The following is a 25,738-nucleotide window of genomic DNA, read 5'->3' on the forward strand; positions in this document are numbered from 1 at the left end:
GACTCGATGCAAGGAGACAGTGCCCAGCCATCCCGGATCCGGGCGAGGGAAACCGGCCCTCCGACGACCGGCCCCGATGAGAAGGCCACCCTGCGGGGCTTCCTCGACCATCTGCGGAACTCGGTCGCGGACAAGGTCGCGGGCGTACCGGAACCGCAAGTCCGAACGGGCGGAGTGCCCTCGGGCACCAGCCTTCTCGGGCTGCTCAAGCATCTGGCGTTCGTCGAGCGGTTCTCCTTCCTCGGTGAGGACGCCGGTGACTGGCCCGCGACCATGCGGCCGTCCGCGCAGGACACCGTCGACGGCGTGCTCGCCGACTACCGCGAGACCGTCGAGCGCGCGAACCGGGTCATCGACGCCTGCCCCGATCTGGCGCTCCCCGCTCCGCGAGCCCCGCGCCGGGGTTCGGCACCGTCGATGCGCTGGGTCCTGGTGCACATGATCGAGGAGACCGGCCGGCACGCCGGCCACGCCGACATCCTCCGCGAGCGGATCGACGGATCCACCGGCCGCTGACACCCGCTACCGCGCGGGCGGCGCCGGTGTCAGCCGTCGTCGCCCCGCTCGGCGGTATCCGCCAGGCCGACGTACATCGAGTGGTGGAGCTCCGCGACATGGTCCCGGAGGAGGCCGGCCGCCACGGTGGCGCGCTGCGCGCCGAGCGCGGCCCGGATGGCCCTGTGCTGCTCGTTGCTGCTGCGGAGGTAGCCCATCGGGTACGGCAGGAAGTACGCGTACAGCTCTCCGGTGACCCGCTGGTACATCCCCAGGGCGGCGGACAGCCCGGCGCCCTCCGCGAGGGCCAGATGGAACCGCTGGTCGCTGGCGTGGAACTCGGCCCAGCTCTCGGCCGCGTCCATCTCCCGGATACACTGATCGAGCCGGTCGAGCCCGTCCCGATCGAGCCGCTCGGCGGCCAGATGCGCGAAACCGGCCTCCAGCACGATGCGCTCGTCGATCAGCCGGTGGACCCGTTCGCTGTCCTCCCGGTACGCGGCGACCTGCGCCACGGTGCGGCGGCGGGGCCGCTCCGCGATGAAGGTGCCGCCCGTGCGCCCCGGGCGCCGCTCGACCACGCCTTCGCGCTCCAGGGTGCCGAAGGCCCGGCGGACGGTGATCTCGCCGACCCCGAGCGCCGCCGCCGTGGCCTGGACATTGGGCAGCCGCTCACCGGGCGCCAGCAGGCCCAGGTCGACCGCCAGGGAGATCCGGGCCCGAACGGTGTCGACGGCGCTGGTGCGGCGGATCGCGGCGAGGGCGCTGCTGGTCAGGGCGCTCGGTGCGCCGGACGGTTCCTGGATCGCCATGCCCTCAGAGTAGGGGGCTCGGGGCCGCCCCACGGCCTTCTTGCAGGGGCCGCCGCTTTGCGTAACCGTGACCTCCGGGGGTTTACCTGATCAAAGTGAGCATGTTTTCATGGCTCGCATTCACCCCTGGACGCCCACTCCAAAGGCACTGATGAAGATCTCCGGACTGCAGACGGCGGGAACGCCCGGCGACGTCGGCGCCAACCTCCACGAACTGGACGCGGCCTGCCGCCGGGCCCGTGCCGAAGGCGCCGAACTTCTGATCACCACCGAGCTGTTCGTGACCGGCTACGACATCGGCGACGCCGTCCGGGACCTGGCCCGCACCGACCTGCTGTCACCGGCCCGGGAAATCGCCACCTCCCATGGCATCGCGCTCGTCCTCGGAGCGCCCGAGTACGACTCCGGCGCCTGCTACAACAGTGCCTTCTTCATCGACCCGGCCGGAGCGGTCCTCGCCCGGCACCGCAAGAACCATCTCTTCGGCGAACTCGACCGCAGGTACTTCACCCCCGGCGACCGGCCCGCTCCCGTCATCGACTACGAGGGCGTCCGCATCGCGATGCTGATCTGCTACGACGTGGAGTTCCCCGAGAACGTGCGGGCCGCCGCCCTCGCCGGTGCGGATCTCGTCGCGGTCCCGACCGCCCAGATGCAACCGTACGAGTTCATCGCCGAGCACCTGCTGAGGGTGCGCGCCTGGGAAAACCAGATCTACATCGCCTACGTCAACCATGACGGCGACGAGGGTTCACTGCGCTACGTCGGCCGCAGCTCCATCGTGAGCCCGTCGGCGACCGTGCTGGACAGCGCCGAACACGGCAACCGGCTGCTCTTCGCGACCGTGGACCCACACACGGTCCGGCAAGCGCGCAAGGCCAATCCGTACCTGGCCGACCTCCGGCCAGACCTCTTCACCCCGTCCGCCCGCGCCACCAAGGACCCGTCATGCTGACCGACTCCGACGCGCACGCGTCCTCCACCCGGCAACCGGCACAAGCGAATCTGTCGGGGCGGCTCGGCACCGGTGCCATCGTCTTCATGGTGATCGCCGCCGCCGCGCCCCTGACGGTGGTCGGCGGCAATGTCCCGCTCGCCATCGCGGGCGGCCCCGGCGCCGGAGCCCCCGTCGGCTTCGCCCTCGCCTCGCTGGTCCTGCTGGTCTTCGCGGTCGGCTTCGTCACCATGACGCCCCACGTTCCGCAGGCCGGCGCCTTCTACGCCTACGCCACCCGTGGCCTGGGGGACCGCGTCGGAGTGGGCACGGCCGCCGTCGCGCTGGTCGCGTACACGGCGATCCAGGTCGGCGTCTACGGCTACCTGGGCTGGGCCGTCAACGATGTCCTGCACACCTTCGGCGGGCCCACTCTGCCCTGGTGGGTGTGGGCGCTCGCGGCCCTGGGCATCGTGGCCCTCCTCGGCTACCGCCATATCGACCTCAGCTCCAAGGTCCTCGGTGTGGCACTCGTCCTGGAGATCGTGGTGGTCCTCGTCCTGGACGCGGGGATCTTCGCCCGGGGCGGCGCCCACGGTGTCAACGTCGAGTCGTTCACCCCGCATGCGGCGTTCTCCGGACCGCTGGGCGTGGCCGTGCTGTTCGCGATCACCGGATTCATCGGTTTCGAGGCCACCGCCGTCTTCCGGGACGAGGCCCGCGACCCGGAGCGGACCATCCCCCGGGCCACCTACCTCGCCGTCCTGATCATCGGCGGCTTCTACACGCTGTCCTGCTGGGCGCTGGTCCTGGCGGCGGGCACCGATGACGCCCCGGCCGTGGCCCAGAAGACCCTGGACAGCCAGGGCAACATGCTCATGGACACCGCCCAGGCCTACGTCGGCACCGCCCTGCGGGACGTCATGCAGGTACTGCTGCTCAGCAGCCTCTTCGCCTGCGTGCTGTCCTTCCACAACGTCATCGCCCGCTACACCTTCACCCTCGCCCGCCAGGACCTCCTCCCCGCACGGCTGGGCGTCGTCCACCCGCGCCACCACTCGCCGTCCGTCTCCTCGGTCGTCCAGACCGCCACCGCGCTGGTCCTGGTCGTCGCCTGCGCCGTCATCGGACTCGATCCGCTGGTGGGTGTCTTCGGCTCCATGGCGGGGTTGGCGACGGTGGGCATGATCCTGCTCATGCTGATCACGTCCGCCGCCGTGGTCGTCTTCTTCGCGCGCAACGCCCAGCTCGCCGCGGGCAGGCCCTGGCAGACCCGGATCGCCCCGCTGCTGGCCGTGGCCGGACTGCTGACCGCGCTGTGGCTGGTGTTCTCCAACTTCACCCTCGTCACCGGCGGTGGTGTGGGCGTGAGCATCGTCCTCGGCGCCATCCCCTTCCTCGCGCTCATCGCCGGCCTGGTCCGAGGGGCTCACGGCCCGCGGGGGCGTGTGTGAGACGCGGGCTCCGCCCGGCCGTGCAGGAGACGCGGCTCCGCCCGGCCGTCGTGACGGCCGGGCGGAGTGTCAGACCGCGGTCCGCTCCACGGGGATCCACAGCTCCGCGTCCGCCCGCGCCGCGTCCTGCGACAGCCGGGTGCGCAGGATCTCCGGCCCCGGCCTGCTCTGGTACGGGTTGGACGGGAACCACTGGGTGAAGACGTCCCGCCACAGGTGCTGGAGCGCCTGCGGGAACGGTCCGGAGTTCTCGAAGACGGCCCATGTCCCGGCCGGGACGACAAGCTCGTCCAGGTCCTTTGGGGCGGCGGCTCCGGTCACCACCGCGTGGTAGTAGTCGAGTTCGGTGCCCTCCGCCCGGCTCGGGTCGAGGTTGTCGCTCACGCCCAGGATCCCCTCCGGCTCCTGATCGGACAGGGCGGTGATCCGCCCGATCGTCTCCTGGCCGATACCCCGGATGAACTCCGCGATCCGCGGATTCACCCCCTCATGGACGAGCGGGACCCGGACCTTCTTGCCGACCACATGGAATCGCTCCTTCTCCACGACCCGGTATCGCATGCTGCTGCTCCCTTCGACAATGAGGCGGAAGGACATCCGCGGTTGGGAGCGCAGTACGGCACCTGCCCGCCGGGCGTCGCCCGGCCCCACACCGTGCATGGCCCGGAACGCCCGCGCGAACGCCTCGCCCGAGCCGTAGCCGTAGCGCACCGCGATCTCCAGGAGTGTCCGCTCCCCGGCGAGCACCTCGGCCCCCGCGATGGTGAGCCTCCTGCGCCGGATGTACTCCGACAGCGGGATCCCCGCCAGCGCGGAGAACAGCCGGCGGAAGTGGTACTCCGACGTCACCGCGATCCGCGCCAACTCGGCCGTCTCGATCCGCTGATCGAGACGCGACTCGATGTGTTCCAGTGCCTTGTTCAGCCGCTCCAGCACCTCGGTCTCCTTCCCCGACGCCCCTCACGTTAGGAAGTCCGCACGTCGCGGGACCCGACATTCTGTGCCCGCTCCGGTCGGGTGTGCGGGATCGCCCTGTACGCCCGTTCGGTCACCGTTTCATCACAACGGTCACCCGGCTCTCCCGCCCCGCCGCCCCGGCGCCGCATGATGCACCCCACCATCGACGCCCCTGGGAGACATATGCGCACCCCTGCCCTCGAAGCCGCGGCCGTCATCGCCATCACCCTGCTGCTGACCGGCTGTTCCAGCGGTGGTGACACGGGCGACAAGCGCAACCCGAGCGGCACTCCGGCCGCCGCCGAGAAAGCCGAGAACACCCAGCGCTGTGTCGATGCCATCGCCGACCGCGCCGCCGCACACAAGGGCGGAGCGGTCCGCTCCCACCCCGTCCCCGGACCGTGCGCCCGGCTGTCGGACGCCGACTATCTGGACGCCTACATGGCAGGTCTCGAACAGGCGCACCGTGTCGCGCAGAAGGCGTCTCAGGGCGCATCCGGCAAGGCGGCCGACGGCGCGGGGAACTGACCCGCCGCCCGGGACTCGGCCCGGCTCAGATGGTCGGCGCAGGAATCCCGTGCGCTCGACCGCGAGCCGTCCGGGCACAGGACGTTCTCCCAGCTCGTCGTCGAGATATCGGCCTCCCGCAGCCGTGCGCCGCGGAGATCGGAGTCGGACACCGTGGCTCCGCCCAGATCGGCGCCGCTCAGGTCCGCTTTGATGAGGCCGACATGGGTGAGGGACGCCGCCCGCAGATCCGCGCCGTCCAGCTGTGCGCGATCGAAGCTGACGTCGGTGAGCAGGCCCTTGCCGAGCATGGCCCCGCTCAGATCGGCGCCGCGCAGGTCGACCTGGGAGAGGGTGGCGGAGGTGAGGTCGGCCCGGCGGAGGTCGGCGTTGCGCAGGTCGACGTTCTCCAGGGAGACACCGGCCAGCCGCGCTTCGTAGAGGTTGCCGCGGCGCAGGTTGGCCTCGGACACCAGCCCGGTCAGGGTGGAGCGTTCGAGGTTGACGCACCGCATCTTCTTCTGCCACAGGTCGCCACCGGAGACGGTGCGGCTGGAGAGATCCTTGCCCGCATGGCCGGAGCAGCTCCGGCCATGCTTGTCCGCCCCGCACCCGACGAGCAGGGCCGACGACAGGGCGGTCAGGATGAGGCAGGAGAGCGAACGGGGCCAACGCGTGGTCATGGGCCGACCCACCACGGCTGTCAGACGCCGATCAGGTCCACCAGATCGTCGGCATGCTCCTCCTCTTGCTCCAGGATCGACTCCATCAGCCGGCGGGTGGTCGGGTCGTGTTCGCCCAGCCAGCGGATGATCTCCTGATAGCTGGCGATCACGATGCGCTCGGCGAGCAGATTGTGCTCCAGCATCGCCTTGAGGTCGTTGTCGGGCGGTGTGGTGTAGTCGGTGTGGGCGCGCTGGGCCAGCGAGGCGGGGTCGAAGTCGGGGTTGGCGCCGAGCTGGGAGACGCGTTCGGCGGCGCGCAGCGCGTGCTGCATCTCCTCCTTCGCGTGCTCGGTGAACTCCGAGGAGACTTGGGCGCGGTCGATCCCGCTGGCGGAGATGGCATGGCGGGTGTAGCGCAGCCAGCACACCACCTCGGTCGCGATGACGTCATTGAGGATGCCGATGACCCGGTCCTTGTCCAGTCCGTAGGTGTCCGTCACCGGTCCGGCCGTCATCTTCCGGCGGGCCTCGTCGCGGATCTTGGTCACGTCCAGCACGAAGTCGTCGCTCATCGGTGCCCTCTCTGCTTTCCTCGGGTTGGGCGAGTGTTCCCCGCGGGGCCCGGAGGGCATCGGGCAGAGGGTGAAGATGACTGGATCGCCGCACAGCGCCAGCCGATCGGCGGTATCCGGCCCGCCAACGAGTGCGGCGCCGGCCAGGCTGTGGGCCCGGCCGGCGCCGATCACTCGATGGCGGGATCAGCCTCCGTGGCCGGGCTCCGGCACGCCCGTCCCCGCCGACAGGACCCGGTCCGGGCGGATCGGCAGGTTGCGGTGGCGGACGCCGGTGGCGTGCCACACCGCGTTGGCGATGGCCGCCGCGGCTCCCACGATGCCGATCTCACCGACGCCCTTGATGCCGACCGGGTCGTCCGGGTCCGGGTCGTCCACCCAGTCCGCCTCGATGAGCGGCACATCGGCGTTCGCGGCGAAGTGATAGCCCGCGAGATCGGGGCCGACATGGCCGCCCGAGGCCCGGTCCCGGACCGCCTCCTCGTGCAGGGCCATGGAGATTCCCCAGGTCATCCCGCCGACGAGCTGGTTGCGCGCGGTGAGGGGGTTGACGATCCGGCCCGCCGCGAAGATCCCGAGCATCCGCCGCACCCGGACCTCTCCGCTGGTGACATCCACGGCCACCTCGGCGAACTGCGCCCCGAAGGAGTGCCGTTCCTTCTTCGAGAGGGCGCCGATCGCCTCGGAGGTGTCGGACCGCGCGGTGATTCCCTCGGGCGGGATATCGCCGCCCAGGGCCAGCCGCTCGCGCAGCTCGCGCACCGCGATCGACACCGCCCATGCCCAGGAGCGCATGCCCATCGAGCCACCGGCGATCATCGCCGGGCCGAGGTCGCTGTCCGCCATGACCACCCGGACCCGGTCCGGATCCACTGCCAGCGCGTCCGCGGCGACCAGGGCGATGCCGGTCCGGGCGCCGGTCCCGATGTCCGCCGCGTTGATGCGCACGGTGAAGGTGCCGTCCGCCTCCGCCGTCACGCCCGCCGTGGACGGGCCCGCCCCGGAGTGGAAGCTGGCCGCCGCCATACCCGTTCCGAGCAGCCACCGTCCCTCGCGGCGCAGCCCCGGACGCGGATCCCGGTCCGCCCAGCCGAACCGGCGGGCGCCCTCCTCGTAGCAGGCCACCAGATTGCGGCTGCTGAACGGCAGGCCGGAGACGGGGCCCCGGTCGGGTTCATTACGGACGCGCAGCGCGATCGGGTCGATGCCGGAGGTCTCGGCGAGTTCGTCGAGTGCGCACTCCAGTGCGAACGAGCCCGGTGCCTCGCCGGGGGCGCGCATGAAGGTCGGGGTCGGCACATCGAGCCGTACGACGCGGTCGCTGGTGTGGTGCGCGTCGGCGTCGTACATCACACGCGCCACCGTGGCGCTGCGCTCGATGAATTCGTGCACGGTCGAGGTGACGCATTCGGACCGGTGGTCGAGCGCGCGCAGCCGCCCCGACGCGTCGGCGCCGAGCCGGACCCGCTGCGCGGTGGGGCTGCGATAGCCGATGGTCGAGAACATCTGGCGGCGGGTCATGACGACGCGGACCGGACGGTCGAGGATGGTCGCGGCCATGGCGGCGGCCACCTGGTGCGGGCGGATCGTCTTGGAGCCGAAGCCGCCGCCGACGTGCTCGGACCGCACCCGCACCGACTCCGTGTCGAGGGAGAAGATCTGCGCGAGCTCACCGGCCACGAGCGTACTGCCCTGATTGGAGTCGAGGACCTCGAGCCGGCCGCCGTCCCAGTGGGCCGTCGCCGCGTGCGGCTCCATGGGGTTGTGGTGTTCTTCCGGGGTGGTGTACTCGGCGTCCACGACGAACGTGGAGGCGGCGAGTTCCGCCTCGATGTCGCCCTTCGTCGTCTCCGCCGCCCCGAACGGCGAGTCCCCGGGGGTGTACACATCGGGGTGCCCGGCGAAGAAGTCGATGTCGTGCGACTCCTGGTCGTACCGGACCACCAGCGCTTCCGCGGCCTCCCGGGCCTGCTCGGGCCGCTCGGCGACGACCAGCGCCACCGGCCAGCCCCGGAAGGGGACACGGTCGTGCTGGAAGACCCCGATGATCGGGTCGGGCGGCCCGATCATGCCCATGTAGTCCAGGTTGACGCGCGGGGCGTTCTCATGGTCGAGGACCGCGAGAACACCGGGCATGGCCAGGACGGAGTCGGCCTCGACCGAGCGGACCCGGCCGCGGGCGATGGTGGACAACACCAGCCAGCCGTGGGCGAGTTCGGGCAGCGGGATGTCGCCCGAGTAGCGGGCCGCCCCGGTGACCTTTTCCCGGCCCTCGACGCGGGTGCGCGCGGTGCCGAGGGCCCCCGTCGTCGTGGTGGTTCCGGTCGTCGTGGTCATCGGGCGGCCTCCTCGGCGAGTTCGGTCAGCAGGGCCACGACGAGGTTGCGCATCAGCGGCACCTTGTATCCGTTGTGGGGCAGTGCCTCGGCGGCGGCCAGCTCCGCGTCCGCGGCGGCGGCGAACGCCTCGGCGGTCGCCGGGCCTCCGGTCAGCGCCCGCTCGGCCTCCAGGGCCCGCCACGGCCGGGAGGCGACCGCTCCGAAGGCGAGGCGGACCTCGTGGACGACGCCGTCCCGGACGTCGAGGGCGGCGGCGATCGAGCCGATGGCGAAGGCGTAGGACGCGCGCTCGCGGACCTTGCGGTAGTGGGAGTGCGCGGCGACCGGGGCCGGGGGCAGGATGACGCCGGTGATCAGCGCGCCGGAGGGCAGTGCCGTCTCCAGGTGCGGGGTGTCGCCCACGGGCAGATAGAAGTCCGCGAGCGGCAACTCGCCCGGCCCGTCGGCGGTTTCGTACCGCACGACGGCGTCGAAGGCGGCGAGCGCGACCCCCATGTCCGAGGGGTGGGTGGCCACGCAGTGCTCGGAGGCGCCGAGGATCGCGTGGTTGTGGTGCTCACCCTCGATGGCCGGGCAGCCGCTGCCGGGCAGGCGCTTGTTGCAGGGCCCCGCCACATCGGTGAAGTAGCCGCAGCGGGTGCGCTGGAGCAGATTCCCGCCGACGGTGGCCATATTGCGCAGCTGCCCCGACGCACCGGCCAGGACGGCCTGCGCGAGGGCCGGGTAGCGGCGCCGTACCTCGGGGTGGGCGGCGAGATCGCTGTTGGTGACGGTGGCCCCGATGAGCAGACCGCCGTCCGGCGTCATCTCGACGCGGTCCAGGGGCAGTTCGCGTACGTCGACGAGGCGTCCGGGCCGCTCGATGCCGGTCTTCATCAGATCGACCAGATTGGTGCCGCCGCCGAGGAAACGCGCGTCGGGATCGGCGCCGAGGATGGCGATCGCCTCGGAGACGTCGAGGACGCGCTGGTAGCCGAACTCCTTCATGCGACGGCCTCCTCGGTTCCGGTCGCCTGCACCTCGGCCGCCTGCGCGACCGCCTGCACGATCGACACATACGCGCCGCAGCGGCACAGGTTGCCGCTCATCCGCTCCCGGATCTCGTCCGCGGTCAGTGGTGGGGGCCCCGCTTCGGGGCGGACGTCGGCGGTGACGGCGCTCGGCCAGCCCGCCGCGTGTTCCTCGATCACGGCGAGGGCGGAACAGATCTGCCCCGGGGTGCAGTAGCCGCACTGGTAGCCGTCGAGGTCGAGGAACGCCTGCTGCACCGGATGCAGCCGGTCGCCGTCGGCCACGCCCTCGATCGTGGTGACGTCGCGGCCCTCGGCCGCCACCGCGAGCTGCAGGCAGGAGACGGCCCGGCGGCCGTCGAGCAGTACCGTGCAGGCCCCGCACTGGCCCTGGTCGCAGCCCTTCTTCGTCCCGGTGAGGTCGAGACGCTCACGCAGGGCGTCGAGCAGGGTGGTGCGGTGGTCGACGGGCAGCGTGTACTTCTCGCCGTTGATGGTCAGCGTGATGACGCTGGACGTCGATGGGGCCATGATCAGCCTTCTTTCGCGGGTGTGGTGCGCGTCGAAGTCGTCCAAGGAGGGGGTCCCGGGGGAGGGGAATGCGTGAGAATGCCGGTCGGCGCTCGGTTCCGGCCATCCCCACGGGCCATTTCAGCCGGTAAGGTGGACCTAAGCGGACGCCTGTCCGCTATGCATGAAACGTAGCGGACACTTGTCCGCTGGGCAAGGTCGGCGCTATGGCGGTGTCCGGAAGGAGGACGAGTGCGGGCAGAAAAGGACGCGCGTCTGCGCTCGGACGCGCAAGCGAACCGCGAGCGCATCCTGGAAGTGGCGCTGGCGGAGCTGACGCGCTCGGCGGATGTCCCCCTGAGCACCATCGCGAAGAAGGCGGGCGTCGGACAGGGCACGCTGTACCGCAACTTCCCCAGCCGCGAGGCCCTCGTGCTGGAGATCTACCGCTACGAGATGCTGCAGGTCGCGGACATCGCGGCCGAGCTGCTCCGTACCCGCGCGCCGGATGAGGCGCTGCGGGAGTGGATGGGGCACCTCGCCCGGTTCGCCATGGCCAAGGCCGGTCTGGCCGACGCGCTGCACAAGGCCCTCAGCAGCGCCTGTGGCCAGAAGAAACCGGGTCACGGCCAGCTGACCGAGGCCGTCGCGCTTCTGCTGAAGGCGAACGAGGAGGTCGGCACGATCCGCCCGGACGTGACCACCGACGACTTCCTGCTCGCCATCTCCGGTCTGTGGCAGATCAGCCCCGATGACCAGGGGCCGGTGCGCGCCAGACGGCTGCTGGATCTGGTCATGGACGGACTGCGCGTGGGCGCGCCCGCGGCGGCCCGGCCGGGGTCGACGGCCGATACGGCGAGCTGAGCCGGCGGCCGGGGACAGGCCGACCGGCGGGGGCACGGCCGGGACCATGCCCCCGTGCGGGATCAGCCCGAGGTGGGAAGCGCGGCGCGGGGCCGGGGCGGGAACCCGGCGGTGCGGTAGCACCCGTCGATCAGGGACATGGTGGTCAGCGCGTCCTCCGCGTCCAGCGGAAGCGGCGCGCCCTGCCGTAGACGAGCGGCATAGGCCTCCAACTGGTAGGTGTACGAGGAGCGCTTGCCCAGCTCCTCGGTCCGCTCGCCCCCGGCCGTGCGCACCAGGACACGGTCGTCCAGGTGGGGCTGGACGAAGTTCACGGCCGTGGCCTCGCCCCGCGAGCCGACGACCCGGAGGCTCATCCGCAAGGCCCCGTAAGCCATATGGCAACGGGCGGATCCGGTGGCACCGTTCGGGAAGGCCAGTTCCGCGTCCAGCCACTCGTCGACATCCGGTGCGCCCTGCCGTGCGCCGCCGCGGGCGGTGACCAGGTGCGGGGGACCACCGGCCCAGGGCGCGAGCGTGCGCTGGGCGTGCAGGCTGTAGCAGCCCAGGTCCATGAGGGCGCCCCCGGCCAGGGGGAGGGACCAGCGGGGGTCGGACCCGGGCGGAGCGGGCATGGCGACCATCGTCTCGACGTGCCGCAGCTCCCCGAGTTCCCCGGAGCCCAGCAGTTCGTGGAGGCGGCGGGTGACGGGGTGGAAGAGGTAGTGGAAGCCCTCCATGAAGACGGTGCCCGCCTTGGCGGCGGCGTCGCGCACCTCGGTGGCCTCCTCGGCGTTGCTCGCCGAGGGCTTCTCGCTCAGGACGTGCTTGCCCGCGGCGAGGGCGGCGAGGTTCCACGGGCCGTGGAGGCTGTTGGCCAGCGGGTTGTAGACCACCTCCACCTCGGGGTCGTCGATCACCTCGGCGTAGGAGTCGAGGACGCGCTCGACGCCGTGCTCGGCGGCGAAGGCATCGGCCCGGCCGCGGGTGCGGGCGGCCACCGCGACGAGGCGGTGGCCTCCCGCACGGGCGGGGCCGACCAGGGAGAGCCCGGAGATCCGGGCGGCGCCCAGGATTCCGATGCGCAGCGGTTCGGCTGTCGTCATGCCTTCCGTACCTCCTCCATGCTCACGGGGCGGTGCTCGTGCAGGGACAGGGTGCACGCCTCGGCGATCCAGCCGGCCTCGACGGCGTCGGCGACGGTGCAGGGGGAGGGCCGTAGACCCGCCGCGACCTCGGTGAAGGCGGTGAGCTCGGCCCGGTAGGCGGTGGCGAAGCGGTCCATGAAGAAGTGGTGCGGGGTGCCGCCGGGAAAGGTGGCGCCCGGTTCGACGGAGCGCAGCGGCAGATTGTCCTCCAGGCCCGCGGCGATGCTGTCCCTCATCCCGTGGAGCTCCAGGCGGGCGTCGTAACCGCGCGGATTGTGGCGGGTGTTGGAGACCACGGCGAGGGTGCCGTCGTCCAAGGTGAGGAGGGCGGAGGCGGTGTCCACGTCCCCGGCGGCCGCGATGTAGTCGGCGCCGCGGTTGGCGCCGGTCGCGTAGACCTCGGTGACCTCGCGGCCGGTGATCCAGCGGACGGTGTCGAAGTCGTGCACGGCGCAGTCGCGGAAGATGCCGCCGGAGACGGCCACATAGGCGGCCGGAGGCGGCTCGGGGTCCAAGGTGGTGGAGCGCACCGTGGTCAGCGGCCCCAGCTCACCGCTGACCACCGCCTTCCGCGCCGCCACATAACCGGGGTCGAAGCGCCGGTTGTAGCCGATGTGGACCTCCACGCCGCTGTCCCGCACCGCGCGGAGGACATCGAGGCTCTCCTCGATCGTGCGCGCCACCGGCTTCTCGCAGAAGACCGGTACGCCCGCCCGTACGGCGGTGAGGATGAGCTCGGGGTGGGCGTCGGTCGCCGCGGCGATCACGACGCCGTCCACACCGGCGGCGAGCAGGGCCTCCGGCGAGGCGACCGCCCGGGCGCCGAATCGCTCGGCGGCGGTGGTGGCGGCAGCGGCGACCGGGTCGGTGACCACGAGGGAGTCCACCGCGTCGAGCGTGGACAAGGTTTCGGCGTGGAAGGCGCCGATCCGGCCCAGGCCCATGATGCCGATACGCATGGGGAGTTGTGCCCTTTCTGACGGTGCGGGCTGTGAGGGTGTGGCTTTTGGCGGTGCGGGTTGTGAGGGTGTGGCTTTTGGCGGTGCGGGTTGTGAGGGTGTGGCTTCTGGCGGTGCGGTTTGTGGCCATGCCCCGCGGCGGGTCAGCCGAGTCCGCCGACGACGATCTGGTCCCAGTCGATGACCGAGCCGGTGACGACGCCGCTGCGGTCGGAGAGCAGGAGGACGACGAAATCGGCGATCTCGTCGACCTGGCCGAGCTTGCCCATCGGCTGGGCGCGGGCCGCCTCCTCGCGCCAATCGTCCCCGGCGCCGTGGAAGGCGCGCTGGACGGCGTCCTCGCCCTCGGTCTCGGTCCAGCCGAGGTTGAGGCCGTTGATACGGACGCGGTCCCAGCGGTGCGCGTGGGCGGCGTTGCGGGTGAGGCCCGCGAGCCCGGCCTTCGCGGCGGAGTACGGCGCCAGGAACGGAAACCCGCCGTGTGCGCAGTTGGAGATGATGTTGACGATGGTCCCCGGAGCCTTCCTGGCCACCATGTCGGCGACGGCGGCCTGCATGGCGAAGAACGGGGCGCGCAGATTGATCGCGATATGCGCGTCGAAGAGCTCGGGGGTGGTGTCCAGCAGCGTTCCGCGGGAGGTGAGCCCGGCGGAGTTGACCAGGCAGTCGATCCTGCCGTGGGCCGCCACCACCTCCGCCACACTGCCCCGCGCCTGCGCGGGATCGGCCAGATCGGCGCGGTGGAACGAGGCGGTGGCCCCCTGGGCGGTGAGTTCCCCGGCGAGCGGCTCGCCGACGTCGGGGCGGCGTCCGGTGAAGGCGACCGTGGCCCCTTCGCGGGCGGCGGCGCGGACGATACCGGCGCCGACTCCCTGGCTGCCTCCGTTGACCAGGACGATCTTGTCCTGCAGCAGTCCCATCAGCGATCCGTCTCCTTCAGCTCTTGCGGCGCTCGGCGCCTGCCCGCAGCTCGGCGCGCAGGGTGTCCGGGGTCCAGTCCTGCTCCAGGGCGCGCCGGACGATGTCGGCCTGGGAGTCCGGGGCGAGGCCGCCGACGGGCGGGTCGAGGTCGAGGTTGGTGGGGAAGGGGTAGCCCTCGGCACAGGCCGCGACGACGTTGTGCAGCCAGTCCTCGGAGGCGCCTTCCGCCTTGCGCTGCCGCAGCACGGGGAAGACGGAGTCGACGACCGCCGCGCGGTCGACGGTCTCCATGGCGCGGCCGAAGGCGGAGGAGATCTGCAGCAGATTCGCCATCCGCTGGATGTCCGTGGAGCGATTGTGCCCGGCGGCGTGGAAGAGAGCTGGGTTGAAGAAGACCGCGTCGCCCGCCTCCAGCGGCAGTTGGACATGGTGCTCGGCGAAGTAGGCCATGAACTCCGGGCGGCGCCAGGCCAGGTAGCCGGGCTCGTACGCTTGCGAGTACGGCAGGTAGAGCGTCGGGCCGGACTCGACGGGCATGGCGCAGTGGGCGACCGCGCCCTGCAGGGTCAGCACGGGGGAGAGCCGGTGGACATGGGCCGGAAATGCCGCGGCCTGCGACTCGGAGAGGAAGCCGAGGTGATAGTCGCGGTGCACGCTCTGCGCCGCGCCGCCCGGGTTGACCTGGTTGATCTGTGAGGTGAGCTGGTAGCCGGGGCCCAGCCAGGCGGTGGCCACCAGGGCGAGGAGGTCGTTGGCGTAGTAGTCGGCGAAGACCTCCGGCGCGCCCAGGGCCAGCTTCTCCAGCGCGTTCCAGACCCGGTCGTTGGTGCCGGGCTTGGCGAAGTGGTCACCGCGGGCGGAGCCCGCCGCCCGCTCCTCCTCGATCAGCGTCGTGAACGCCTCGGTGGCCCGGTCGAGGACCGACCGGTCGGGGAAGGCGCCCTTGAACACCACGATGCCGGGGCCGTCCAGCAGGGCGTCCACCAGTTCCGCCTGCGCCTCCCGGCGGCCGGGCGCCGTGGCGGCCCGGGCGCGCAGGCGGTCGCCGTCGTAGACGGGGACGTGTCGTTCCACGGCGTCGGCGCCGGGGTGGTCGCCGGGGTCGGGGGTCCGCTCGACCAGGGCGCGGAAGGCGTCGAGAGTGCAGTCGGCCTCACTGAGCCAGACATGAGACCTCGGAGCGACGAGGGACATGATGCTTTCCGGTCCTTCCCGTGGGCTGCGGCTTTCTGTCAGTGTTGTGATCAGCCGAGCATCGGGCAATCCTCAGCAGTCCATCAAAAACCCCTCATGGAGGCGCGCCGATGTCCCATCCGTATCCGATCCGGGAGATCGCCCGGCAGGCGGGTCTGAGCGAGGCCACCGTCGACCGGGTGCTGAACAACCGGGGCGGCGTGCGCGAGAGCACCATCCGGGAGGTCCACCAGGCGATCAAGGACCTGGACCGGCAGCGGACCCAGGTCCGTATCGGCGGCCGCACCTTCATGATCGACATCGTGATGCAGGCGCCGGAGCGCTTCTCCCTGGCGGTCCGCGCCGCCCTGGAGGCGGAGCTGCCGGCGCTGCGCCCCGCGGTGCTGCGCTCGCGCTTCCACTTCCGCGAGACCGGTCCGGTGGAGGAACTGATCGCCACGCTGGACCGCGTGGCCGCGCGCGGCGGCTCCCAGGGGATCGTCCTGAAGGCGCCCGACGTCCCGGAGGTCACGGCGGCCGTCGGCCGCCTGGCCGCCGTGGGCATACCGGTCGTGACCCTGGTGACCGATCTGCCCGGCAGCGCGCGCCGGTCCTACGTCGGCATCGACAACCGCGCCGCCGGCGCCACCGCCGCGTACCTCCTGGGACAGTGGCTCGGTGACCGCCCCGGCAATGTGCTCACCACCATCAGCCGCGGCTTCTTCCGCGGGGAGGAGGAACGCGAGATGGGGTTCCGCAGCGCCCTGCGCAACGCCCATCCCGGGCGCACGCTGGTCGAGGTCACCGACAGCGACGGTCTGGACGCCACCCAGCGTGACCTGGTCCTGCGGGCGCTGCGCCACGACCCGGAGATCCGGGCGGTCTACTCGATCGGCGGCGGCAACACCGCCACGATGCAAGCCTTCGAGGAACTGGGCCGCGCCTACGAGGTGTTCATCGCCCACGACCTCGACCACGACAACACCCGGCTGCTGCGCGAGCGCCGGCTGTCCGCGGTGCTCCACCACGACCTGCGCCAGGACATGCGCCGCGCCTGCCAGATCATCATGCGGGCCCACGGAGCCCTGCCCGACGACGGCCCCGCCCTGCCCTCGCCCATCCAAGTCGTCACGCCGTACAACATGCCGTCCGACCTGGTCTGAGACGCCTGCCCGCGGCGCACTCCCGTCCGCTTGGCGATATTCCGTTGAACCATGTCGCTCGTGCCACTGGGAGCCGTTTCCGCCCTCGCCTAGCGTCGGGACAGGGCCAGACGGACTGGCCATGACCGCATGTGAGGGAACATTTCATGCTCGCCCAGATTGTCCTGTTCGACGGCTTCGACCTCCTCGATGTGCTCGCCCCCTACGAAGTGCTGCACGCCGGTGGCATGGCTGCCGGGGGAATGCTGCGCGCCGAGCTGGTGTCCGCCGAGGGGCCGCGTGAGGTGGTGAGCGGGGTCGGCGGTGTGCCGCTGCGCGCCACGGCCGCCCTGGATCCCGCGACGGCGGACCTGGTCGTGGTCCCCGGTGCGGCCGGCCGGGTCGGAGAACCCGGCGAGGTCCCCGATCTCGACGCGGACGCGGACGGGGGCGAGTGGCGGGAGCACGAATTCATCCCCGTAACTCTGGGCCGCGCCGTGAACACCGGCCTGCCGGGGCTGCTGAAGGCGGCCATGGACCGTCCGGAGGTGACCGTCGCCACGGTGTGCGGCGGCTCGCTCGTCCTGGCCATGGCCGGTCTGCTGGAGGGCCGCTGGGCCACCACCCACCACATGGGCCTGGACATGCTCGACGCCACCGGTGTCAACGTGGTCCGGGCCCGTGTCGTCGACGACGGCGACCTGGTCACCGGCGCCGGTGTCACCTCCGGGCTCGATCTGGGTCTGTACCTGCTGGAGCGCGAACTGGGGCCGCAGATCGCCCACGCCGTCGAGGAGCTGTTCGCCTACGAGCGCCGCGGCACCCCCTGGCGCCACCACGGGCCGTCGCCCATCGCCCTGTGACCACACCGCCCCAGCGCAATCCGCCCCGACCCACGTTGAGGAAGCACACCACCATGTCCGTTGAAGGCACCTGGGATCTGACCGTCTCCACCCCCATCGGGCGGATCAAGGCCGTGGCCGAATTCCGCGACGAGGACGGCACGTTGACCGGTACGGCTCACGGCGCGGGGGAGGAGGTCCCGTTGGCCGATGTGGCGATCGAGGGTGACCGGCTCACCTGGCGGCAGGCCATCACCAAGCCCATGCGTCTGAACCTCGCGTTCACCATGACGGTCGACGGCGAGACGATGACCGGTACCTCCAAGGCCGGGCGGCTGCCCTCCTCCAAGGTCACCGGAGAGCGCCGGGCCGTCCCCGTGGCAGCGGAGGGCTGACGCTCCCCGAGTCCGGGGCGGTAGCGGAGATGCGGCTCGGCTCAGACGAACTGCTGGATCACCAGCGCGGTCGCGCTCGCCACCGCGAGCACCATGGCGACACCCCTGGTGCGCCGCATGTCCAGTCTGCTCGACAGCGGGCGGGCGAGCAGCACCCCGATCGCCGCGGCCGGGGCGAGCAGCGCGGTGTGCCACAGGCTGTACGTGTGCACCGCTCCGGTCGCCGCCAGGATGGCCAGGCTCATCACGGAACCGGCCAGGAAGAACCCGCTCATCGTGGCGCGCAGCCGCGGTCCGCTCAGGCGCTGCCAGACCATGGCCATCGGCGGCCCTCCGATGGAGGTCGCCGTGCCCATCAGCCCCGACATCAGGCCCGCCAGCAGCACCGCACGCCGTCGCGGCGCCGGAACGAAGCCGCGCAGGCTCACCACGACGCCCGCGAGGACGACCACGGCGACGAGGAGGGCGAGTTGCCGGGCGGGCAGCACGGCGACCAGCGCCGCGCCGCCCGCCGCGCCCGGCACCCGCCCGGCCAGCGCCCATCCCGCGCCTCGCAGATCCAGCTGGCCGCCCTCCAGCACCAGGACCGCGGCCGTGACCCCGGTGGCGAGCAGCAGGACCACCACCGGGGTGAGCGAAGGGTCGAATATCGCGATCACCGGGGCGGCCAGCAGGCCGAGCCCGAAGCCGATGGAGACCTGGAACAGCGCCCCGACCGCCACCGTGATGAAGAGCAGGGTGAACTCCGGCGGGCTCATGCTTCCGTCGGCCCGGTGCCCAGCGGGAAGTGACACAGGCCCTCGTGCGGCTCCCGCCCGGGGTCCGCCGTGGCGTCACGGGTGACGACCGGAGGGGCGAGCTCGGCGCACCGGGCCTCGCTCTTCCAGCAGCGGGTGCGGAACCGGCAGCCCGACGGGATGTCGAACGGGGAAGGGATCTCCCCGCGCAACTGGATCTCGTCGTCGTCCTGGGCCTGCCCGGACACGTCGAGCGTGGGCGCGGCGGACATCAGGGCGGCGGTGTAGGGATGCAGGGGGCGGTCGAAGACGTCCTCGGTGGGACCGTGTTCGATGACCTTGCCGAGATACATCACCGTCACCCGGTCCGAGACATGCCGGACCACGGACAGGTCATGGGAGATGAAGACGTAGGAGACACCGAGCCGTTCCCGCAGCTCGGAGAGGACATTGAGCACTTGGGCCTGCACCGACAGGTCCAGCGCGGACACGGGCTCGTCGCACACGATGAGGTCGGGGTCCAGCGCCAGCGCGCGGGCGATGCCGATGCGCTGCCGCTGCCCGCCGGAGAACTCGTTCGGGTAGCGGTGGGCGTCGCTCTCCCGCAGTCCGACCAGCGACAGCAGCTCACGGACCCGTCGCTCCCGCGCCTGTGCCGTGGGCACGACATCGCGGTGGGTGCGCCACGGCTCGCCGATGAGATCGGCCGCGGACATCCGGGCGTTGAGCGAGGCGAAGGGGTCCTGGAACACCATCTGCACCCGGCGCCGCCAGGCCAGCAGCTCCTTGCCCTTGAGGGTGAACGGATCGGTGCCGTTGAAGCGCACCGTCCCCGAGTCCGGCCGCTCAAGACCGAGCACCACTCTGGCCAGGGTCGACTTGCCGCATCCGGACTCGCCCACCAGACCGAGGGTCTCCCCGCGCTCGACCCGTACATCGACTCCGTCCAGCGCGGTCAGGCGCCGACGGCCATGGCCGAACGACTTGGTCACACCGCGGACTTCGAGCAGTGGCGGGGGAGTGGCCGAGCCATCGGCCCGCGGGCCCGCGGCCGTGGTGTCGGTGAGGGGCGTCTCAGGCACGGTCGAGCTCCTCGGAGAAGTGGCAGGCGGCCGAGCGCGAGGCCCCGACGGACATCAGCCGAGGGCGTTCCAGGGCGCAGCGCTCCTCGGCCAGCGGGCATCTGGCCTGGAATACACAGCCGGACGGGACCGTGCTGAGCTCGGGCGGGCTCCCGGGCACGGCGGGCAACGGGCCGCCCCTGACGGCGTGTTCGGGCACCGAATCGAGCAAGCCCTTGGTGTACGGGTGGCGGGGGCGGGAGAAGACCTCGGCCACCGGGCCGGTCTCCACCACATTGCCCGCGTACATCACCACGACATCGTCCGCGCGCTGGGCGACCACCGCCAGATCGTGGGTGATCAGCACGAGCGCCATGTCCCGCTCGGTCTGCAGATCCCGCAGCAGCCGCATGATCTGCGCCTGCACGGTGACATCGAGCGCGGTCGTGGGCTCGTCGGCGATCAGTACATCGGGGTCCAGCGCCACGGCCATCGCGATCAGCAGCCGCTGGCGCATACCGCCGGAGAACTGATGCGGATACGCGCGCGCCCGCAGCCGCGGCTCGGGGATGCCGACGCGGGTCATCAGCTCGACCGCCTTCTCCCGGGCATCGCGCCGCGACAGCCCGCGATGGATCCGGAACGGCTCGGCGAGTTGCCTGCCGACCGGCTGTACGGGGTTGAGCGCGGTCAGCGCGTCCTGGAAGACGATCGACAGCACGGGGCCGGCCAGCTTTCTGCGCCCCGCCTGGCCCAACCGCAGCACATCGGTGCCGGACACCCGCACGGATCCGCCCGTCACCTCGGCCGTAGGGTCGAGCAGCCCGACGATGGACAGCGCGGTCATCGATTTGCCGCAGCCGGACTCGCCCAGCAGCGCCAGCGTGCGCCCTTTGCGCACGCTGAAGCCGACGCCGTTCACGGCACGGAGGGTGCCGGAGGGGGTCCGCAGATCGACGCAGAGCCCCTCCACCTCGAGTGCGGGATCGCCGGTCGCGGCGGGCGCGGGCAGGGTGGAGGGCTTCACGCGATCATCTCCGAGGGAACAGCGGCGCGGTTGCCGCGCCGCTTCCGGGGCAGTGTCAGCCGCCAGCGCTGGGCGGGGTCGGTGGCCAGGCGGACCCAGGCGGCGAGCACCGTGGCCGACACCGTGGTGAGCACGATCGCGAAGCCCGGCAGCACGGCGATCCACCAGGCCGTCTGCAGGTACTGGCGCCCTTGGGCCACCATCAGCCCCCAGCTCACATCGGGGGGCTGGATGCCGATGCCGAGGAAGCTCAAGGACGACTCGGTCAGCATGACGAAACAGAAGTCGAGCGTGGCCACGGTCAGCAGCGTGGGCAGCGCGATCGGCAGAATGTGCCGGTAGATGATGTTCCGGCTCGGTGTGCCGAAGGTCCGGGCCGCGTCGACGAACAGACGGCTTCTGAGCTCGGCCGACTCCGCGCGGGCGGTGCGCAGATAGACCGGGACGCGCGCGATGGCGAGGATCAGCACGATGTTCATCGCGCTGGGCGCGAAGACATACAGCACGACGACCGCGATCAGCAGGGACGGGAAGCTGAGGATGACATCGGCGACGCGCATCGCCACGTTCTCGCGCATCCCTCCGTGGTATCCGGCCCACAGCCCCAGCGCCGAGCCGATCAGCAGCGAGCACAGCACCGCGGGCACCGCGATGGACAGCGTCGTCCCGGCGGCGTCCACCAGCCGTGCCAGCACGCTGCGTCCCAGCACATCGGTGCCCAGCAGCCCGTAGAAGCCGTGGTCGAGGGAGGGCGGGCGCAGCGAGGCGCGGAGGTTCTGCCGTACGGCTCGGTCCCCGATGAACAGCCGGCCGAACAGCGCGATCAGGAACACCGCGGCGAGGACGACGGCCGCGCCGGCCGCGCCCCGGTCCCTGCCGAGCAGCAGCCACCAGCGGGGCGGTCGGGTGCGTGACGTGGCGGCCTCGGCTTCACCTGAGGGACGGCCGGTGGGGTCGGCGGGCTCGGTCATGGTGGCTCCTTCGCTCACGCCGGCACCGCCTGGCGCACTCGGGGGTCGATCAGGGCGTGGCAGACGTCGACGAGGATGTTCAGCGCGAAGATCGTCACCGCCGTGATCAGAACGGCGGCCTGCAACACCGCGAAGTCCCGCTGCAAAATCGAGTCGATCATGAGCTTGCCGATTCCGGGCCAGCCGAAGATCGTTTCCACGATCACCGCCCCGTTGACCAGACCGACGGTGAGATCCCCGGCGACGGTCAGCACGGGCGTGATGGAGTTGCGCAGGGCGTGCCCGAACACCACGCGCTTGGGGTCGGCTCCCTTGCTGCGCGCGACCTTGACGTAGGGCGCGGACAGCGCGCCGACCATGCTGCCGCGCACCACCTGCACCAGCACGCCGAACGGACGGATCAGCAAGGTGGCGATGGGCAGCACCCAGATCTCGGGGCCGCCCAGGGTGCCGGAGGTCGGCAGCCAGCCCAGGCCCACGCCGAAGACCAGCACACCCATGATCGCGAACCAGAAGTCGGGGATGCTGGCCGCGGTCATCGACAGCAGACCGGCGATCCGGTCGATGAGCGAGTTGGGCCGGTAGGCGGCCAGGCTTCCGACCAGCAGCGCCCCGAGGATCGCCAGGAGCATGGTCATCCCGGCGAGTTGGAGCGTGACGGGGAACGCCTTGAGCACCATCGAACCGGCCGACTCGCCGGTGCGCAGCGAGGTGCCGAAGTCGAGTTGCGCGGCATTGATGAGGTAGTCCCACAACTGCACCGGAATGGAGTCGTCGAAGCCGTGGGCGGCGGAGAATTCCGCCCGCTGCTGGGCAGTCGCGCTCAGCGGGAGGTAGAGATCGACGGGGCTGCCGGTGAGGCGCGCCAGGCAGAACACGCCCAGCACCACGAACACCAGCGGGATCGCGCTGGAGACGATGCGCTTGCGCAGGAAGGACGTCATATCAGCGCCTCCCCGCCGTCGTCGCCGGACTGACCTCGGAGAGCCGCATCTCGTCCCCGGTGGCGGAGTCCGGCCGGTAGCGCACCGACGGCGACAGTCCGAGCAGCCCGCGCATATGAGCCAGGTAGGCGTACTGCACGACCGACGTGTTCTGGTAGGCGAGCACGTCGGCGAACGCCTTCTGCCGGGCCTTGCCGGAGCGCGCGTCCGCCGCGGCGATGCGCCGGTCGAGGTCCTTGGTGCCGAAGGTGGACTGGGGGCCGTCGCTCTGCAGGTACTGACTCGTGGTGAAGGCCGCGTCCCCGGCCTGGTTGCCGTGCATGATCAGCAGCGCCACCGGCCCGACACCACGGGGCAGCGGACGCAGTTGGTACTGAAGCTGGGTGGCGGTGTCCGCCATGCGTATCCTCACGTTCAGCCCCACCCGCGCCATCTCGTACTGCAGGGCCTCGGTCACTTCCGAGATTCCGGCGAACATGCCGTTGCGCGCGACGAGGGTGATCCGCCGGTGTACCGGGACGCCGTCGGCGGCCGCCTGCTTCACCAGCGCGCGGGCGGCGGCCTCCTGGTACGGGGCGGGGGCGAGGTCGTCGTTGTGGCCCACCACGCCGGGCGGGACCAATTGCGCGGCGGGCTTGGCCAGTCCGCCGAGAAGCGCGCCGATGATGCCCTTGCGGTCGATGGCCAGGCCGATCGCCTTGCGCACCCGGATGTCGTTGAGCGGCGCCTCGCGGCCGTCCAGACGCAGGGCGGTCGTCTCGTTGTTGGGGTAGGCGACGGTGTTGCCCTTGTCGGCGCTCGTGTGGTCCAGCGCCGTCGCGATGTCGGCCTCGCCCCTGTCGATCATCGCCGCGCGGACGCTCGCATCGCTCCGCCAGACATACCTGGCCCGGGGGTAGGCGGGAGCCTCCCCCCAGTAGTCGGCGTTGCGGGCAAGGGAGATCGAGACACCGGTCTGCCACGACTTGACGGCGTAGGGGCCGGTCCCGATCGGTATGCGCACCTTGGCCTTGGTGTCGGTGGTGCGCGGCACTATCTCGACGAAGCTGAGCCGCAGCGGGAGGATGGGGTCGGTCTTCTCGGTGGTGACGGTCAGCCGGGTGGGGCTGACGGCGCGTACGTCGAGTTTCGCGTCGCCGAAGACATAGCCGTCCACGTTGCAGGCGAGATCGGAATTGACGGCGCGGTCGATGGAGAACGCGGCGTCCTTCGCCGTGAACGGCCGCCCGTTCTGGAAGGTCACCCCCGGCCGGATGTCGAAGGTCCACGTCGTGGGCTTCGTCTGCCGCCAGCCGGTGGCCAGCAGCGGCTCCAGCTTGCCCGAGGTGGGGTCCCGTTCCACCAGCGGTTCGGTGATGTTGGAGCGGACGACGACACCGGTCGCGGTCAGCGATGACTCACAGGGCTCCAGCGTCGGCGGTTCCTGGGTCAGGACCACCCGCAGGGTGCGCCCGTCCGCGCTGCCGGCATCACCCGCCGTGTCACTGTTCGCCACGGCGCACGCGCTGGTGAGCAGCATCGTGCCCGTGGCCATAAAGGCGAGAACTGTATGGGCCCGGCCCCGTTCCGGGCGCGGACTGGAGGGTACGGAGGACTTCATCGTCGGCGTATCTCCGAGGGTGGTGGCGGGTTGCCGCCCGAGAACGACAGTCGACATGGCTGTCTACACTTGCGTACCCGGTTTGTATTTGTGGACGCCGAAGCTAAACCTGAGATGCCGGGACGTCAAGAGACCTGACAACAAGCCCAGGTGGAGAGGGTCATGGTCGGGCCGGCCGAATCATTGACAGCCTCAACAGCCCTGTGCAGAAATGAAGACAGCGGCTACATATGAGGACGGCGGTCATGGCCACTATGCGCATCATGCTCAACCACCGGATCCTGAGCAGGTTCACCGACCGGCTGAGGGCGCGAATCGAGGGCCCGCACGAATGGCTGGACGCCTCCGACTGGGACGCGGCACGGATCGCCGACGCCATCGCCACCGTCGACGTGTACGTGGGCTCCCAGCTCACCGAGGACGACGCGCGGCGAGCCCGGCGGCTTCGCCTCGTCCATGTCGTCGGCGCGGGCTACGACGGCATCCCCCTGGAGGCGCTGGGGCCGGAGGTGATCGTGGCCAACACCCACCACCACGGCAGGTCGATCGCCGAACACGTCCTGATGTGCGTGCTGATGCTGTCCCGGCGTGTGCTCGCGGCCGACCAGGAGCTGCGCGCCGGACGGTGGCGGAACGTCGCCGTGGACTCCGAGCTGCCCTTCGGGGACACCTTGCGGGACCGCCGTGTCGGAGTCATCGGCTTCGGCGAGACAGGGAGGGAGATCGGCCGGCTGTGCCAGGCGGTCGGGCTCGGTGTGCGGGCGGTGCGCCGCGATCCGTCGGCCCCCCTGCCGGACGGGCTGCGCCCCGACTGGGTGGGTGGCCCGGAGCGGCTCCGGGACCTGCTGGCGGAATCCGACATCGTCGTGGTCACCGTTCCGCTGAGCCCCGCGACCCGCGGACTGATCGGCCCGGCCGAACTCGCCGCGATGGGCCCGCGGTCCCTCCTCGTCAACGTGGCCCGTGGCCCGGTCGTCCAGGAGGAGGCGCTGTACGAGGCGCTCTCGGACGGCACCATCGCCGGCGCCGCCCTGGACGTGTGGTGGGCCGGGCCTCCGCACGCGCCCAGCCGCCTGCCGTTCCACACCCTGCCCAGTGTGGTGATGACACCCCACAACTCGGGCCACACCGAGGAGACTTTCGCGGCCCGCGCCACGGATATCGCGGCCAACATCAACCGCCTGGCACAGGGGGACCCCCTCGGCAATGCGGTGCGCACCGGTCGTGAGCGGGCCGCCACGCCCGGCGGGGGTGGCAGGACGGACTGACCTGGACGGCTTCTGACGCACCGTGTGCCACCACGGCGCCGTGCGTCAGGGGGCGATGGTGAGGTGGCTGATCAGGCCCTGGTCCAGGGCGAAGCGATAGCGAAGGTCGACGGTGCCGCCGGGGAAGTCACCCTCGAGATGCTGGGTGACGGTGTAGCGGTCCGGGCCGTCGTGCTCGGCCCCGATGAGCGTGGTGGTGTACGTGTACTCGGAGGTGGCACGGTCCAGCCACCGCTCGATGGCCGGGATCCCCTCGTAGGTGCGGCCGTCGTCGGTGACGGTCGCGTCCGGCGTGAGTGTGGCCGAGGCCGCGGGTACGTCGTGCTCGTTGTGTGCCCGCAGATACCGCTTGACGACGTCGGGCAGGTCGGTGGCATCGAAGGGCGTGGTGGCGTCGGTCATGGCTGCCTCGCTGATGGTTTTCTGAGGGATGGTGCTCGGGCCGTTCCCGG

At 71.3% G+C, this 25,738-nt stretch carries 27 protein-coding genes; 9 read left to right on the plus strand and 18 right to left on the minus strand.

The features are described from left to right. Positions 1 to 6 precede the first annotated feature (6 nt). Positions 7 to 516 (plus strand): DinB family protein, encoded by a 510-nt coding sequence (locus STRVI_RS19150; RefSeq protein ID WP_014057329.1) that lies wholly within the window; start codon positions 7 to 9, stop codon positions 514 to 516. A 29-nt stretch (positions 517 to 545) separates the two neighbouring features. On the opposite strand, the gene STRVI_RS19155 is transcribed toward STRVI_RS19150, so the two are convergent. Continuing rightward, positions 546 to 1,307 (minus strand): FadR/GntR family transcriptional regulator, encoded by a 762-nt coding sequence (locus STRVI_RS19155; protein WP_014057330.1) that lies wholly within the window; start codon positions 1,305 to 1,307, stop codon positions 546 to 548. 109 nt (positions 1,308 to 1,416) lie between these two features. Here STRVI_RS19155 and STRVI_RS19160 point away from each other — a divergent pair, with 109 nt between their 5' ends. After that, positions 1,417 to 2,262 (plus strand): carbon-nitrogen hydrolase family protein, encoded by an 846-nt coding sequence (locus tag STRVI_RS19160; RefSeq protein ID WP_014057331.1) that lies wholly within the window; start codon positions 1,417 to 1,419, stop codon positions 2,260 to 2,262. Next, on the plus strand, positions 2,256 to 3,695 hold the full coding sequence (locus STRVI_RS19165; RefSeq protein ID WP_014057332.1) for an APC family permease: 1,440 nt from the start codon (positions 2,256 to 2,258) through the stop codon (positions 3,693 to 3,695). Before STRVI_RS19160 ends, STRVI_RS19165 begins: the two co-directional genes overlap by 7 nt. Before the next feature lie 69 nt (positions 3,696 to 3,764). On the opposite strand, the gene STRVI_RS19170 is transcribed toward STRVI_RS19165, so the two are convergent. Beyond that, complete coding sequence (locus tag STRVI_RS19170) at positions 3,765 to 4,631, minus strand: AraC family transcriptional regulator (RefSeq protein WP_014057333.1); 867 nt, start codon at positions 4,629 to 4,631, stop codon at positions 3,765 to 3,767. 204 nt (positions 4,632 to 4,835) lie between these two features. On the opposite strand from STRVI_RS19170, the gene STRVI_RS19175 reads away from it, so the two are divergent. Further along, positions 4,836 to 5,180 carry a hypothetical protein gene (locus tag STRVI_RS19175; RefSeq protein WP_014057334.1) on the plus strand — a complete coding sequence of 115 codons (345 nt, stop codon included), beginning with the start codon at positions 4,836 to 4,838 and terminating at the stop codon, positions 5,178 to 5,180. Here STRVI_RS19175 and STRVI_RS19180 read toward each other — a convergent pair. From STRVI_RS19180 to STRVI_RS19200, 5 genes are all read right to left on the minus strand, one after another. Continuing rightward, a complete protein-coding gene (locus STRVI_RS19180) occupies positions 5,138 to 5,842 on the minus strand; it encodes a pentapeptide repeat-containing protein (RefSeq protein WP_014057335.1) in 705 nt (234 codons plus the stop codon). The genes STRVI_RS19175 and STRVI_RS19180 overlap by 43 nt on opposite strands. Positions 5,843 to 5,862: 20 nt before the next feature. Further along, positions 5,863 to 6,396 (minus strand): ferritin-like domain-containing protein, encoded by a 534-nt coding sequence (locus STRVI_RS19185; RefSeq protein WP_014057336.1) that lies wholly within the window; start codon positions 6,394 to 6,396, stop codon positions 5,863 to 5,865. Between the two features lie 186 nt (positions 6,397 to 6,582). Next, entirely contained in the window at positions 6,583 to 8,733 is a 2,151-nt protein-coding gene (locus tag STRVI_RS19190) for a xanthine dehydrogenase family protein molybdopterin-binding subunit (protein ID WP_014057337.1), read from the minus strand. Beyond that, the gene (locus STRVI_RS19195; RefSeq protein ID WP_014057338.1) at positions 8,730 to 9,722 is read right to left on the minus strand and encodes an FAD binding domain-containing protein; all 993 of its coding nucleotides are present in this window, start codon (positions 9,720 to 9,722) and stop codon (positions 8,730 to 8,732) included. Before STRVI_RS19195 ends, STRVI_RS19190 begins: the two co-directional genes overlap by 4 nt. Further along, positions 9,719 to 10,276 (minus strand): 2Fe-2S iron-sulfur cluster-binding protein, encoded by a 558-nt coding sequence (locus tag STRVI_RS19200; RefSeq protein WP_014057339.1) that lies wholly within the window; start codon positions 10,274 to 10,276, stop codon positions 9,719 to 9,721. Before STRVI_RS19200 ends, STRVI_RS19195 begins: the two co-directional genes overlap by 4 nt. A gap of 231 nt (positions 10,277 to 10,507) precedes the next feature. On the opposite strand from STRVI_RS19200, the gene STRVI_RS19205 reads away from it, so the two are divergent. Beyond that, positions 10,508 to 11,119, plus strand: a complete 612-nt coding sequence (locus tag STRVI_RS19205) for a TetR/AcrR family transcriptional regulator (protein WP_014057340.1) — start codon at positions 10,508 to 10,510, stop codon at positions 11,117 to 11,119. A gap of 62 nt (positions 11,120 to 11,181) precedes the next feature. Here the strand turns inward: STRVI_RS19205 and STRVI_RS19210 are convergent, their stop codons facing one another. From STRVI_RS19210 to STRVI_RS19225, 4 genes are all read right to left on the minus strand, one after another. Continuing rightward, the gene (locus tag STRVI_RS19210; RefSeq protein ID WP_014057341.1) at positions 11,182 to 12,204 is read right to left on the minus strand and encodes a Gfo/Idh/MocA family protein; all 1,023 of its coding nucleotides are present in this window, start codon (positions 12,202 to 12,204) and stop codon (positions 11,182 to 11,184) included. Continuing rightward, positions 12,201 to 13,205: a Gfo/Idh/MocA family protein gene (locus STRVI_RS19215; protein ID WP_014057342.1), complete on the minus strand. Its 1,005-nt coding sequence runs from the start codon at positions 13,203 to 13,205 to the stop codon at positions 12,201 to 12,203. The genes STRVI_RS19210 and STRVI_RS19215 overlap by 4 nt, the downstream gene beginning before the upstream one ends. A gap of 143 nt (positions 13,206 to 13,348) precedes the next feature. After that, positions 13,349 to 14,125, minus strand: coding sequence for an SDR family oxidoreductase (locus STRVI_RS19220; RefSeq protein WP_014057343.1), 777 nt, complete (start codon positions 14,123 to 14,125; stop codon positions 13,349 to 13,351). Between the two features lie 16 nt (positions 14,126 to 14,141). Continuing rightward, complete coding sequence (locus STRVI_RS19225) at positions 14,142 to 15,320, minus strand: phytanoyl-CoA dioxygenase family protein (RefSeq protein ID WP_014057344.1); 1,179 nt, start codon at positions 15,318 to 15,320, stop codon at positions 14,142 to 14,144. Positions 15,321 to 15,430: 110 nt separating this feature from the next. Between STRVI_RS19225 and STRVI_RS19230 the strand changes: the two genes are divergently transcribed. The 3 genes from STRVI_RS19230 (at position 15,431) to STRVI_RS19240 (ending at position 17,678) form a co-directional block, all read left to right on the plus strand. Continuing rightward, on the plus strand, positions 15,431 to 16,462 hold the full coding sequence (locus tag STRVI_RS19230) for a LacI family DNA-binding transcriptional regulator (protein ID WP_014057345.1): 1,032 nt from the start codon (positions 15,431 to 15,433) through the stop codon (positions 16,460 to 16,462). A gap of 146 nt (positions 16,463 to 16,608) precedes the next feature. Then, a complete protein-coding gene (locus STRVI_RS19235) occupies positions 16,609 to 17,304 on the plus strand; it encodes a DJ-1/PfpI family protein (protein ID WP_014057346.1) in 696 nt (231 codons plus the stop codon). Between the two features lie 53 nt (positions 17,305 to 17,357). After that, complete coding sequence (locus tag STRVI_RS19240; protein WP_014057347.1) at positions 17,358 to 17,678, plus strand: hypothetical protein; 321 nt, start codon at positions 17,358 to 17,360, stop codon at positions 17,676 to 17,678. A 41-nt stretch (positions 17,679 to 17,719) separates the two neighbouring features. Here the strand turns inward: STRVI_RS19240 and STRVI_RS19245 are convergent, their stop codons facing one another. Genes STRVI_RS19245 through STRVI_RS19270 form a run of 6 tightly spaced genes read right to left on the minus strand, consistent with a single transcriptional unit; the run spans position 17,720 to position 23,952 of the window. Beyond that, the gene (locus STRVI_RS19245; protein WP_014057348.1) at positions 17,720 to 18,436 is read right to left on the minus strand and encodes a sulfite exporter TauE/SafE family protein; all 717 of its coding nucleotides are present in this window, start codon (positions 18,434 to 18,436) and stop codon (positions 17,720 to 17,722) included. Then, positions 18,433 to 19,497 (minus strand): ABC transporter ATP-binding protein, encoded by a 1,065-nt coding sequence (locus STRVI_RS19250; RefSeq protein WP_014057349.1) that lies wholly within the window; start codon positions 19,495 to 19,497, stop codon positions 18,433 to 18,435. Before STRVI_RS19250 ends, STRVI_RS19245 begins: the two co-directional genes overlap by 4 nt. After that, positions 19,490 to 20,503 (minus strand): ABC transporter ATP-binding protein, encoded by a 1,014-nt coding sequence (locus STRVI_RS19255; RefSeq protein WP_014057350.1) that lies wholly within the window; start codon positions 20,501 to 20,503, stop codon positions 19,490 to 19,492. The genes STRVI_RS19250 and STRVI_RS19255 overlap by 8 nt, the downstream gene beginning before the upstream one ends. Beyond that, positions 20,500 to 21,474 carry an ABC transporter permease gene (locus tag STRVI_RS19260; protein ID WP_014057351.1) on the minus strand — a complete coding sequence of 325 codons (975 nt, stop codon included), beginning with the start codon at positions 21,472 to 21,474 and terminating at the stop codon, positions 20,500 to 20,502. The genes STRVI_RS19255 and STRVI_RS19260 overlap by 4 nt, the downstream gene beginning before the upstream one ends. Positions 21,475 to 21,488: 14 nt before the next feature. Next, on the minus strand, positions 21,489 to 22,418 hold the full coding sequence (locus tag STRVI_RS19265) for an ABC transporter permease (protein WP_014057352.1): 930 nt from the start codon (positions 22,416 to 22,418) through the stop codon (positions 21,489 to 21,491). A gap of 1 nt (position 22,419) precedes the next feature. Beyond that, entirely contained in the window at positions 22,420 to 23,952 is a 1,533-nt protein-coding gene (locus STRVI_RS19270; RefSeq protein ID WP_043236131.1) for an ABC transporter substrate-binding protein, read from the minus strand. A 311-nt stretch (positions 23,953 to 24,263) separates the two neighbouring features. Here STRVI_RS19270 and STRVI_RS19275 point away from each other — a divergent pair, with 311 nt between their 5' ends. After that, a complete protein-coding gene (locus STRVI_RS19275; protein ID WP_014057354.1) occupies positions 24,264 to 25,286 on the plus strand; it encodes a 2-hydroxyacid dehydrogenase in 1,023 nt (340 codons plus the stop codon). Positions 25,287 to 25,331: 45 nt separating this feature from the next. Here the strand turns inward: STRVI_RS19275 and STRVI_RS19280 are convergent, their stop codons facing one another. After that, complete coding sequence (locus STRVI_RS19280) at positions 25,332 to 25,688, minus strand: nuclear transport factor 2 family protein (RefSeq protein WP_014057355.1); 357 nt, start codon at positions 25,686 to 25,688, stop codon at positions 25,332 to 25,334. Positions 25,689 to 25,738: the final 50 nt, after the last annotated feature.

Source organism: Streptomyces violaceusniger Tu 4113, assembly GCF_000147815.2.
GTDB classification, from domain to species: domain Bacteria; phylum Actinomycetota; class Actinomycetes; order Streptomycetales; family Streptomycetaceae; genus Streptomyces; species Streptomyces violaceusniger_A.

Bases quoted from the DNA above. Each gene is read 5' to 3' on its own strand.
- STRVI_RS19150 (WP_014057329.1), top strand. From the start codon at position 7: ATGCAAGGAGACAGTGCCCAGCCATCCCGGATCCGGGCGAGGGAAACC.
- STRVI_RS19155 (WP_014057330.1), bottom strand. From the start codon at position 1,307: ATGGCGATCCAGGAACCGTCCGGCGCACCGAGCGCCCTGACCAGCAGC.
- STRVI_RS19160 (WP_014057331.1), top strand. From the start codon at position 1,417: ATGGCTCGCATTCACCCCTGGACGCCCACTCCAAAGGCACTGATGAAG.
- STRVI_RS19165 (WP_014057332.1), top strand. From the start codon at position 2,256: ATGCTGACCGACTCCGACGCGCACGCGTCCTCCACCCGGCAACCGGCA.
- STRVI_RS19175 (WP_014057334.1), top strand. From the start codon at position 4,836: ATGCGCACCCCTGCCCTCGAAGCCGCGGCCGTCATCGCCATCACCCTG.
- STRVI_RS19180 (WP_014057335.1), bottom strand. From the start codon at position 5,842: ATGACCACGCGTTGGCCCCGTTCGCTCTCCTGCCTCATCCTGACCGCC.
- STRVI_RS19185 (WP_014057336.1), bottom strand. From the start codon at position 6,396: ATGAGCGACGACTTCGTGCTGGACGTGACCAAGATCCGCGACGAGGCC.
- STRVI_RS19190 (WP_014057337.1), bottom strand. From the start codon at position 8,733: ATGACCACGACGACCGGAACCACCACGACGACGGGGGCCCTCGGCACC.
- STRVI_RS19195 (WP_014057338.1), bottom strand. From the start codon at position 9,722: ATGAAGGAGTTCGGCTACCAGCGCGTCCTCGACGTCTCCGAGGCGATC.
- STRVI_RS19200 (WP_014057339.1), bottom strand. From the start codon at position 10,276: ATGGCCCCATCGACGTCCAGCGTCATCACGCTGACCATCAACGGCGAG.
- STRVI_RS19210 (WP_014057341.1), bottom strand. From the start codon at position 12,204: ATGACGACAGCCGAACCGCTGCGCATCGGAATCCTGGGCGCCGCCCGG.
- STRVI_RS19215 (WP_014057342.1), bottom strand. From the start codon at position 13,205: ATGCGTATCGGCATCATGGGCCTGGGCCGGATCGGCGCCTTCCACGCC.
- STRVI_RS19220 (WP_014057343.1), bottom strand. From the start codon at position 14,125: ATGGGACTGCTGCAGGACAAGATCGTCCTGGTCAACGGAGGCAGCCAG.
- STRVI_RS19225 (WP_014057344.1), bottom strand. From the start codon at position 15,320: ATGTCCCTCGTCGCTCCGAGGTCTCATGTCTGGCTCAGTGAGGCCGAC.
- STRVI_RS19230 (WP_014057345.1), top strand. From the start codon at position 15,431: ATGTCCCATCCGTATCCGATCCGGGAGATCGCCCGGCAGGCGGGTCTG.
- STRVI_RS19235 (WP_014057346.1), top strand. From the start codon at position 16,609: ATGCTCGCCCAGATTGTCCTGTTCGACGGCTTCGACCTCCTCGATGTG.
- STRVI_RS19240 (WP_014057347.1), top strand. From the start codon at position 17,358: ATGTCCGTTGAAGGCACCTGGGATCTGACCGTCTCCACCCCCATCGGG.
- STRVI_RS19245 (WP_014057348.1), bottom strand. From the start codon at position 18,436: ATGAGCCCGCCGGAGTTCACCCTGCTCTTCATCACGGTGGCGGTCGGG.
- STRVI_RS19260 (WP_014057351.1), bottom strand. From the start codon at position 21,474: ATGACCGAGCCCGCCGACCCCACCGGCCGTCCCTCAGGTGAAGCCGAG.
- STRVI_RS19265 (WP_014057352.1), bottom strand. From the start codon at position 22,418: ATGACGTCCTTCCTGCGCAAGCGCATCGTCTCCAGCGCGATCCCGCTG.
- STRVI_RS19270 (WP_043236131.1), bottom strand. From the start codon at position 23,952: ATGGCCACGGGCACGATGCTGCTCACCAGCGCGTGCGCCGTGGCGAAC.
- STRVI_RS19275 (WP_014057354.1), top strand. From the start codon at position 24,264: ATGGCCACTATGCGCATCATGCTCAACCACCGGATCCTGAGCAGGTTC.
- STRVI_RS19280 (WP_014057355.1), bottom strand. From the start codon at position 25,688: ATGACCGACGCCACCACGCCCTTCGATGCCACCGACCTGCCCGACGTC.